Source organism: Myxacorys chilensis (genome assembly GCF_059505265.1).
In genome coordinates this window covers 1-8,626 of sequence record NZ_JCACKG010000126.1, presented here as the reverse complement: position 1 = coordinate 8,626, position 8,626 = coordinate 1, and the positions used below count along the sequence as shown (strand labels likewise).

Genomic DNA, 8,626 nt, shown 5'->3' with positions numbered 1-8,626 from the left:
AACAGCTATTTCTAGGACGTCCCATTTCCCTGAATCTTCAGCCTGAGTAGTTACCTTTCTTTTTACGTGACGACTGGCCACTAGTACTTGGTCGAGGTACGGATGAGGGCAGCCTTCGGTCGGCTTTGCGAGGAGGGATGAAGTAACGTTATCTTCGTTTCATCTCTCATTCGGCAATGTTGTAAACCTGCTGATCAGCTTCAACTCCAAGTCCAACGACAGGTCTACATAGACTGCCCTCTCATCCCTCAATATCACTCCGAGAGACCACTAGAGCGGAGCAGCATCGAGAGACGTTAAATATCCATCTTCCATGTGTAACGTGCGATCGGCAATGTCTAGAATTCGATTGTCATGAGTCACAAGAATGATTGCAGAGCCTTGCTGTTTCGCTAAGCGCTGCATAATTTCCACCACATCGCGACCCGATTTTTTGTCGAGCGCAGCGGTTGGTTCGTCCGCCAAGACGAGTTTGGGTTTAGAGACAAGGGCACGCGCGATCGCAACTCTCTGTTTTTGTCCGCCTGAGAGTTCGCTGGGATAGTAGTTGACCCACTCTCGCAGCCCTACCGCCGCTAACATTTCTTCTGCCATTGCACGGGAGTCCTGCTTAGACACCTCTGGGTGTAGTTCGACCGACATCTGCACGTTTTGCCAAGCTTTCAGCGAATTCAGCAGGTTATGAGCCTGAAAAATATAACCAATGTTGCGGCGCAATTCGACGAGTTTGCTCTCTGGCGCGTCTCTCAGTTCTTGAGCCAGCACCTTGAGGCTGCCCTCTTGAGTCGCGCGCAATGCTCCAATTAGAGTGAGCAGAGTTGTTTTACCTGATCCTGATGGTCCGGTCATGATCAAGACTTCGCCTGGTTTGATCGTGGCGTTAATATTGAACAAAATCTGCTTCCGCAACCGCCCCGAACCAAACGAGTGATTGACGTTCTGAATTTCAACAATAGGAATGTCTGAAGGAATGTCTGACATGACAGCAACTTAAAAGCGGCAACTTAGAAAATGTCGGCAGGATCAGCTTGTTGGACTTTGCGAACCGCGATCGCGCCCGAAATACTACACATCAAAACAGTCAGGCACAACACGGTGATGCTCCGGGCTAGAGTCATCGCGATCGGCAGGGCAGTCGCATTGCGAGTCAGAGTGTAAAGCCCAATGCAGAGAATATAACCTGGGATAAATCCCATGATCGATAGGATGATCGCTTCTTGAAACACGACCGACAAGAGATAGCGATTGCGATATCCCATCGCTTTCAGCGTGGCGTATTCGGCTAAGTGATCGGCAACATCGGTGTAGAGAATTTGATAGACAATCACCGTTCCGACCACAAACCCGATCGCGGCTCCGAGGGTAAAAATAAAGCCGATCGCGGTGCTCTCTTTCCAGTAGTTTTGCTCGACTGCCACAAATGCTGCTTTCGATAACACTCGCACATCCCCGACAACAAAATCTTCTTTCGCTTGCTCAGGAGTTTTCTTTGGATCGATCCTCAATTCTCCTGGCAAATTTTGTTTGAAGCGCTCTAGCGTGGTTAGCAACTCTGCACCCGGTTCCAGCCGAATCACACCAATATCAATCAAGTCTTTCTGACGCGAAGCAAAAATGCGACGAAAGTTGAGATCGCTTGTGATCAAGTTGCCATCTGCGCCGAATGATGCCCCCATCGTGAAGATTCCACCGACTTCGATGCGGCGGCTTTCTACCTCGGTTCTAATTGGTGAATCGCCCGCTTGCAGTGCCTCGAACTTGGCAGGGACGGGACCAAACTCAGCCCGAGAAGCGCTGTCAAATAAAACAACGTCTGCTAGACGAAGTTGTGCTTGGCGTTCATCAATCCCTGGCAGAGAGAGAATATTATCTCCGGGAACAGTGCCGATCACTAAAATACTTCGAGTTTGAGACGTTGGCGGACCTTCCCAAAAGGGATTTTTCCAAATCCCGAAGCCAATATAAATGGGACTGATCGATTTCACTCCAGAAAAGCCAAGCGACTGATAAAGTCGCCGCTCTGGAAAGCTCTTCATCGCAATTAGAGAGGTTGACTGGGGACTGACCAGAAAAATATCACCTTCAATATTGCGATGGAAGGTGATGGCGCTATCGAATAAAGCATCCTGAAAGCCAAGCTGCAAGAACATTAGAATCACGGCAAAACCGATACCCGCTAAGGCAACGAGTAGCCGGATTTTTTCACGCTTTAGTTGTAACCAGGCAAGAGGAATAGCGAACATGGGTTAATGGAACCGAGGGTTCAAATCGTTTGAGTCTTCCCGTTGAAAGCGCGATCGTCTATTGGGCATCTAAGCATCGTCAATGGCGACTTTAACCTGTAAATTACTCAGTCCCGCAACCGCGCTACTGTTATCGAGCCGAATTTTGACTTCGACAATGCGAGTGTCCGTCTTCTCGACCGGATCGGTACTGAGAACAGCGTTTTTGCTCACTTGCAATCCAACCCGTTCCACTGTTCCCTCGATCTCACCCGGAAACGCATAGCCTGTAATTTTGGCACGCTGCCCAACCTTCACCTTACCGATGTAGGTTTCATCCACTTCAGCCACCACATACATTTGGCTCGTTTTACCGAGATCTAAAATGCCGTCATCGCCAATCACTTCTCCGGGGTCAGCATGAATCTTGAGTACCTGACCATCGACGGGCGCACGCGCGATCGCATTGTTCAAATCTGCTTTCGCTTTCTGCAACGTTGCCATCGCGACTTGAACCTTAGCTTCGGCTTGCTGCACATCAGTAGGACGGACTTCTGACACGCTATTGAGGGTTTGTCTTGCACCTTCAAGTTCGAGCTTTGCCTGCGCGATCGCTTGTTGAGCTTGCTGTCGCTGTTTTTCTTTCGTTTCTAGCGTCAGGACGCGATCGCGCAACTCTGATTCTGGAATCGCCCCAGATTGAAACAGTTGCTGATAGCGCTCGGCGTCCCATTTTGCTTTGCGATATTCGGCGTCGGCTCTCTGAAAATCTGCCTCTGCCTTTGGCAATTCGGCGTTTACCCTCAAAACGGTGGCACGTTGCGCGTTGATATCGCCTTGCTTTGCTCCCGCTTGAACCTGTGCAAGCTGGGCTTGAGCTTCTTTGACTTGGGCTTCTGCTTGCATGGCTGACGCCACGAGAGAATCATAGTTATCGATCACCGCTAAGGGCTGATTGGCTTTGACCTGTGCGCCTTCTTTGACCAGCATTCGCGCCACTCGTGACCCGCCAACACTGCCTCCAAACGTGGCAGCCGGAGCCGCAATCTTGAGAACGCCGCCTTCAGGTTCTAGCCGTCCTAAAGCGCTGATCGCGTCGGGGACTGGGGACGCAGACGTTGGAGGATCTGATGGGGGTGAAGGACGATTGACGTAGGAAAAAATGCCGAAGCCAGCGAGGGCTAAGGAGATAGCAGAGCCAATTAGAACCAGTCGTACGCTAGTTGGCTTCAAAAACGATTTAGCACTCATAGCAGCCTTCGGAAACAGGGAACTGAGTTGTGAGGTTGAGTTGGCAGAAGTGAATCACGCTCTTTAACGCTCCTTCACTTCAAAGGTTGCAGCGTCAAAATGCGAAGAATCTTCATACTACCCATTTATGAGTTCTTTGTGTCTAAATGTAAAGCAGATTGCTCTGCTAATCAAAGCGATCGCAATAGATAGAGATGCGATCGCGCGTTCCTAGTCAGCGACTGCTAGAGATTTCTCAACACTATAAGCCGTTTTCGACAGTCCGCTAGGTTGGTCATCGCTATAGAAGTGGACGACTTAGAGCATAAGCAATGCAGTCCGCTACGAGCAAAGTACCCATTCCAAACAGCAGTATTTGCAGAACCTTAGGTGACCACTTAATGATCGCTTGGCTAACTTGTCGCAATACTTTGGCGCTTTTCTCTTGCAGTGTGAGGTAGATGCAGAGTAGCCCAATTAAGGGGACGACGAAAACCAAATTGTAGATGCCCAAAATTACTGCAAAATGAAGCAGACTTAACTGAGCACGAGCAAGACGTTCGATCGCAGCAAGATAGGGAAGGGCTGTGGGAGCTTCTAAAAGCGTGATGCTCATTCCCAACAGAAAGCTCCGAATCGGATGTAGCGAACTTGGATGTAGCGAACGAGGTTGATTTTTTGATCGATTTGAGTGAAATGGATTAAGCGTATAGCTCACCCAAAGTAAGGTAATTCCCAGAACAAACTGAATGACATACAGCCACCAACCCAGAGCGCCAAACACGGATGTGATCGATTGAGTCAACCCAAAGGTCGCTAGCACACCAACCGTCCAATACAATAAAAAGATGCCAGCAATAAAAGCGACTGATCGCACAACAGGTTTGGGAGTTGTTAATAAATAAACCTGCATTGCAGTTGCCGTTGGGTTAAGACTATCGATTGCTGCGATCGCGACAAGATTACCCAAAAATGACATTCTTAAAGCTCCTCCTGCTAGCATCTACACGCTCTTAGACAATCTGTTGTTTGCTACGGCTAGTAATCAAGCCCGTTAACAAGACGATCGCGTATCCCCACAGCAGCCATGCGCCAAACACACCATCGGCAGTCGGTAGGACATTGGGAAAAGCCTGGGCGAAAAAGTAGGTCGTCACAACATCCAGCAGCATTCCTGGAATTGCCAAACAAATGGCAGCCTCTTGGCGCTGATACGGTGGTACTTTTTTCCACTGAAAAATCGCGTACACCAACAGTGGTAGACAGGTTAGGGAGAACAGAAAACTACTGACCATGCTCAAATTGCTATCGGGAATAAAAAAGGTGTGTCCCCACAACCGTAGTACCACCGTTGCCGTCAACCAGATCAGAAAACTCATGCCGAAAAAGAACCCGTAGGAGATGCGACGATCGCGGCTCTCCGTCATTACTTCCTTCGTTACAGCTTGCATCGTTTCCTCCAATAAAAGTGAAGTAAACTAAAAACGCGAGATTGACCTCGCAATTTCAAGATACGAGAACAACCTCGCGTTTGTCAACTCGAATTTGAGCAATGGCTGAAACTCTGATATGGCTAAAACCTCTGATCAAGAACCTCAAGAACCTCGTTGGCGACTCCCAAAACAAGCGCGAAGTCGAGAGCGGTTTGACCGAATTTTGGATGCCGCAGCAGAATTATTTGCTGAAGTTGGGTACGATGCTGTGACAGCCGATGACATTGCAGCGCGAGCAGATACTTCGGTCGGCGGGCTATACCGCTTCTTTCCGGACAAGTTAGCGATCTTTCATGCCTTAGCCGATCGCTATTTCAACCAGTTAAGGGAACTATTTGCAGCCCTGCATACCGATGAAACCGTTCACCTGCCGCTTGAGGACTACATTAATCATTTGATTGATGCTTTTGATCAATTCGTTGTAGACAATCCTGGATACCGAGCCGTATTTGTTCAATCTCGCTTGCTTACTACAGAGATTCTGACGATGGATACAGCTTTTAACCAAGAAATCGTACAGCAGCTATCAGATTTTTTTGAAGTCCGTAATCCTTTACTAGAGACAGGTCAACGAGATCTAATTGCGACGGTGAGCGTTGAGGTGGCAAGCGTGCTGGAGATTCTGTCGCTGACTCGCGATCACAGTTTCCGGCAACAAATTCTAGTGGAAACTAAGAAACTACTCATTGCGTACTTAAGCCAGTATTTTTCAGATTGATACTGGCAAAGTGCGCTCCACTATAGAGTGGATTAGGGTTGAGATCAAAACCTTAATATCCCGCGAGTTTGCCTCTACGCTTGGTTTCTCGCTCAGCCCATCGAAATAAAGTGACGCCGATCGCGAAATAAATCAATCCATTTGCCAGCGCTAATCCAAGCAGGGAGAGGTCTAAAGACTGCGATCGCGCCATTAGATCTCGCAACAATCCCGCTCCTGTCGTCATGGGTAAAATCCATCCCAACACCTGCTGAGTCCCGCTCCAAGTCTCAGTTGGAATCGTGAGTAAAAATAGCAGCGCAAAGTTGAAAATACCTAACAATTGCTGAATGCTTTTAAAAATCAACGCTAATCCTCCCGCTGCAAAGGCGATGCCATACGCGCCTAGCACAACACTTATAAATGGCAGAATCAACGCTGGAGAAAAGGATAGCCAACGTCCAGTGGTCAGCATAATAACAAACAGAACGATTGAAATGAGAAACGTCTGAATGATTAGATCGCCAATCGCTCTAAACAACAGAATTTGAGTAGCATTGAACGGCGAAATAAACAGTTGCTCTAAGGTTCCTACTTGAGCTTCGCGCTGCAATGTGCCAGGAATGCCCCCCATAATAAAGATTACCAGCGACCAAAGAACATAACCAACGATCACCGAATCTAAGCGATCGCCAAACTGAACACCGCCGCCACCAATATAGCTAGCACTGAGAAATAGTCCATAAAACGTTGCGGTTAGAGCGATAACGCCGCCGATCGCTTCGCTGGCATAGCGTCGGTATTGAATCGAACTCCACTTGAGTTGGGCGATAAATAGCTCAAGCATGATGCTCCTCACGAATAAATTTTAAGAAAATGTCAGTTAGATTAGCTTGATCTTTTTCGATGCGAGCGATCGCAAGCGGGTTCAAAATCTCTAACGCTTGATACAACAGTTCAGTTTCACGAACGTAAATGCGATCGCCCTCAAGGATTGCGCCGAGCGACTGAAGTTTTGTAGTCCGCTCTTGTCCAAGAACCTCCAAAAAACTCCGGTTTATTTCTTCCTCTAATTCAATCTGGTAGACCGTTCCAGAGAATTGACGAATTAGATCAGCTGTGCTTTCTTGCGCGACAATTTTTCCTTTATTGATAATTGCCACCCGATCCGACAACTCTTCTGCTAAATCTAATTGGTGCGTTGTTAATAAAATCGCTCGTCCTTCTTGCGCGATTTCTCTCACCAATTGTTTGACTGTCTGTGTTGCTTCTACATCGAGTCCCAAGGTGGGTTCATCGAGCAGCAGCAGCTGGGGTTCGTGAATCAGGGCAACCGCGATCGCTAGCTTTTGCTGCATTCCTCGCGACAGCGTTTGAACGGTAGTTTTGCGTTTGTGCGACAACTCAAAGCGATCGAGTAATCCTCGTGCCCGTTGCCGTGCCACACGACCGCTCAACCCCCGCAATACGCCAAAATACTCCAGATTTTCTTCGGGCGTGAGTCGCCAATAGATATTGCGGTTGCCTTCGAGAACGGCTCCGAGCGATCGCAGCGCCCTCGAATTGCGGTGCGGATCGCGTCCGGCAATATCGACCGAGCCGCGATCGGGCACAATCAACCCGGCGATCATCTTAATTGTGGTCGTTTTCCCGGCTCCATTCGGCCCTAAAAACGCCAGCACCTCTTGAGCAGAAATGCTGAAGGAAACATCTCGCACCGCTTCGACCACTTTGCCGGACGAGCGATAGCTTTTCTGAAGAGACTGAACTTCTAAAACGTGCATCGATTCTGATCTGAGTTAAAGGTGAGATGTTTTGTCTCTATCATGACAGACAGAAACTTCATCCTCTGGTGCGTTGATGGTTTGAAAATTTAGAAGTATATTAATAAACGTTACAATATATCGCTTAGGTTGTGCAGGTGGCTATGTTTTGTGCATAAGTTTACTGCTCGATTCACTACTCTCTCTTACGATCTTTCAGGAGCGGTTCTCGTGATATCCCTAGATTTTTCTTCTAAAACAGACGATGTTCTGATTGCTGATTTCTTTCGACGTTCAGCGGGGCAGTGGCGCTCTGAGCGGCGATATTACACCTTGCCTGATGGCGAAGTTAAAGAAATGAACAGCCTGATCACGGCTCGCTTTTTAGAGCCAGGCTGTCCTGAATTAATTCGGTTAGCTCAACTGCACGGATTGGAGGATCTTGATGCGATGACGTGCGGAGCGGCGGTGACTTGGGACAGCGAAAATTCGGTGTCGGGACGCAAAGAGTCGAAAGGCTCAACGTTGTTTGGCGTCATTGGGTCGATGCTATATCGCGATCGCGGCTTTGCGACCCCTAAACCAGTAACGGCTGGATTTTATTTCACTAATCCTGACACACTATGCTTACGGACAGAGTATCAGGGTTCTGTGTTTGAAGAAGAATTGAAATTAGTGGGTGATAAATATCGCACCCGTCAGACGATTATTTCGCGCTTGGGCGAACAACAGATGATCGGTCAATATCTGGAAAAACGGCTCGCTTAATTGGGTTACGGTTGCAGATGTGCAAGAGTGCCTCCATTCCCTAGTAGGGGATGGGGGCATTCGATTGTCAGCACTCTAATCGTGAACTCCAAATTTGAAGTTCCGAGCCTGGAGTTCCGAGTTCAAAGCCTGGAGTTCCGAGTTCAAAGCCTGGAGTTCCGAGTTCCGAGCTTGAGGTTCCGAGTTCAAAGCCTGGAGTTCCGAGTTCAAAGCTTGGAGTTCCGAGTTTCGAGCCTCACGTTCCGAGTTCAAAGCTTGAAGTTCCGAGTTCAAAGCTTGGAGTTTCAAGGTCAAAGCCTCACGTTCCGAGTTCAAAGCCTCACGTTCCAAGTTCAAAGCCTAGAGTTCCGAGTTCAAAGCTCGACGGTTGCTACTTGAAATTGGAAACTTGGTGCAAATTGGTCGTGTTCTAGACGTGTGGATTTTGCGATACTGGAGGAGTGTGGTTTCAGC

At 48.3% G+C, this 8,626-nt stretch carries 10 protein-coding genes; 3 read left to right on the top strand and 7 right to left on the bottom strand.

The window, feature by feature from the left end:
• Positions 1–270 precede the first annotated feature (270 nt).
• The 5 genes from AC5JLB_RS09900 to AC5JLB_RS09880 all read right to left on the bottom strand — a co-directional run bounded on the left by AC5JLB_RS09900 (position 271) and on the right by AC5JLB_RS09880 (position 4,903).
• Entirely contained in the window at positions 271–981 is a 711-nt protein-coding gene (locus AC5JLB_RS09900; RefSeq protein ID WP_495695163.1) for a DevA family ABC transporter ATP-binding protein, read from the bottom strand.
• 23 nt (positions 982–1,004) lie between these two features.
• Positions 1,005–2,243: an ABC transporter permease DevC gene (gene devC / locus AC5JLB_RS09895; RefSeq protein WP_495873666.1), complete on the bottom strand. Its 1,239-nt coding sequence runs from the start codon at positions 2,241–2,243 to the stop codon at positions 1,005–1,007.
• A gap of 69 nt (positions 2,244–2,312) precedes the next feature.
• Positions 2,313–3,473 carry an ABC exporter membrane fusion protein gene (locus tag AC5JLB_RS09890; protein ID WP_495873665.1) on the bottom strand — a complete coding sequence of 387 codons (1,161 nt, stop codon included), beginning with the start codon at positions 3,471–3,473 and terminating at the stop codon, positions 2,313–2,315.
• Positions 3,474–3,753: 280 nt separating this feature from the next.
• On the bottom strand, positions 3,754–4,431 hold the full coding sequence (locus AC5JLB_RS09885) for a GAP family protein (protein WP_495873664.1): 678 nt from the start codon (positions 4,429–4,431) through the stop codon (positions 3,754–3,756).
• Positions 4,432–4,465: 34 nt separating this feature from the next.
• Positions 4,466–4,903 (bottom strand): DUF5367 domain-containing protein, encoded by a 438-nt coding sequence (locus AC5JLB_RS09880; protein WP_495873663.1) that lies wholly within the window; start codon positions 4,901–4,903, stop codon positions 4,466–4,468.
• A 118-nt stretch (positions 4,904–5,021) separates the two neighbouring features.
• Between AC5JLB_RS09880 and AC5JLB_RS09875 the strand changes: the two genes are divergently transcribed.
• Positions 5,022–5,663 carry a TetR/AcrR family transcriptional regulator gene (locus AC5JLB_RS09875; protein ID WP_495873662.1) on the top strand — a complete coding sequence of 214 codons (642 nt, stop codon included), beginning with the start codon at positions 5,022–5,024 and terminating at the stop codon, positions 5,661–5,663.
• 52 nt (positions 5,664–5,715) lie between these two features.
• On the opposite strand, the gene AC5JLB_RS09870 is transcribed toward AC5JLB_RS09875, so the two are convergent.
• Together AC5JLB_RS09870 and AC5JLB_RS09865 are read right to left on the bottom strand one after the other, a co-directional pair.
• Positions 5,716–6,489, bottom strand: a complete 774-nt coding sequence (locus AC5JLB_RS09870) for an ABC transporter permease (protein ID WP_495873661.1) — start codon at positions 6,487–6,489, stop codon at positions 5,716–5,718.
• Positions 6,482–7,426, bottom strand: coding sequence for an ABC transporter ATP-binding protein (locus AC5JLB_RS09865; RefSeq protein WP_495873660.1), 945 nt, complete (start codon positions 7,424–7,426; stop codon positions 6,482–6,484). The genes AC5JLB_RS09870 and AC5JLB_RS09865 overlap by 8 nt, the downstream gene beginning before the upstream one ends.
• 210 nt (positions 7,427–7,636) lie before the next feature.
• Between AC5JLB_RS09865 and AC5JLB_RS09860 the strand changes: the two genes are divergently transcribed.
• The gene (locus tag AC5JLB_RS09860) at positions 7,637–8,173 is read left to right on the top strand and encodes a phycobiliprotein lyase (protein ID WP_495873659.1); all 537 of its coding nucleotides are present in this window, start codon (positions 7,637–7,639) and stop codon (positions 8,171–8,173) included.
• Between the two features lie 81 nt (positions 8,174–8,254).
• The gene (locus AC5JLB_RS09855; protein WP_495873658.1) at positions 8,255–8,551 is read left to right on the top strand and encodes a hypothetical protein; all 297 of its coding nucleotides are present in this window, start codon (positions 8,255–8,257) and stop codon (positions 8,549–8,551) included.
• The last annotated feature ends 75 nt before the right edge of the window (positions 8,552–8,626 follow it).

Bases quoted from the DNA above. Each gene is read 5' to 3' on its own strand.
- AC5JLB_RS09900 (WP_495695163.1), bottom strand. From the start codon at position 981: ATGTCAGACATTCCTTCAGACATTCCTATTGTTGAAATTCAGAACGTC.
- AC5JLB_RS09885 (WP_495873664.1), bottom strand. From the start codon at position 4,431: ATGTCATTTTTGGGTAATCTTGTCGCGATCGCAGCAATCGATAGTCTT.
- AC5JLB_RS09870 (WP_495873661.1), bottom strand. From the start codon at position 6,489: ATGCTTGAGCTATTTATCGCCCAACTCAAGTGGAGTTCGATTCAATAC.
- AC5JLB_RS09890 (WP_495873665.1), bottom strand. From the start codon at position 3,473: ATGAGTGCTAAATCGTTTTTGAAGCCAACTAGCGTACGACTGGTTCTA.
- AC5JLB_RS09880 (WP_495873663.1), bottom strand. From the start codon at position 4,903: ATGCAAGCTGTAACGAAGGAAGTAATGACGGAGAGCCGCGATCGTCGC.
- devC (WP_495873666.1), bottom strand. From the start codon at position 2,243: ATGTTCGCTATTCCTCTTGCCTGGTTACAACTAAAGCGTGAAAAAATC.
- AC5JLB_RS09875 (WP_495873662.1), top strand. From the start codon at position 5,022: ATGGCTAAAACCTCTGATCAAGAACCTCAAGAACCTCGTTGGCGACTC.
- AC5JLB_RS09865 (WP_495873660.1), bottom strand. From the start codon at position 7,426: ATGCACGTTTTAGAAGTTCAGTCTCTTCAGAAAAGCTATCGCTCGTCC.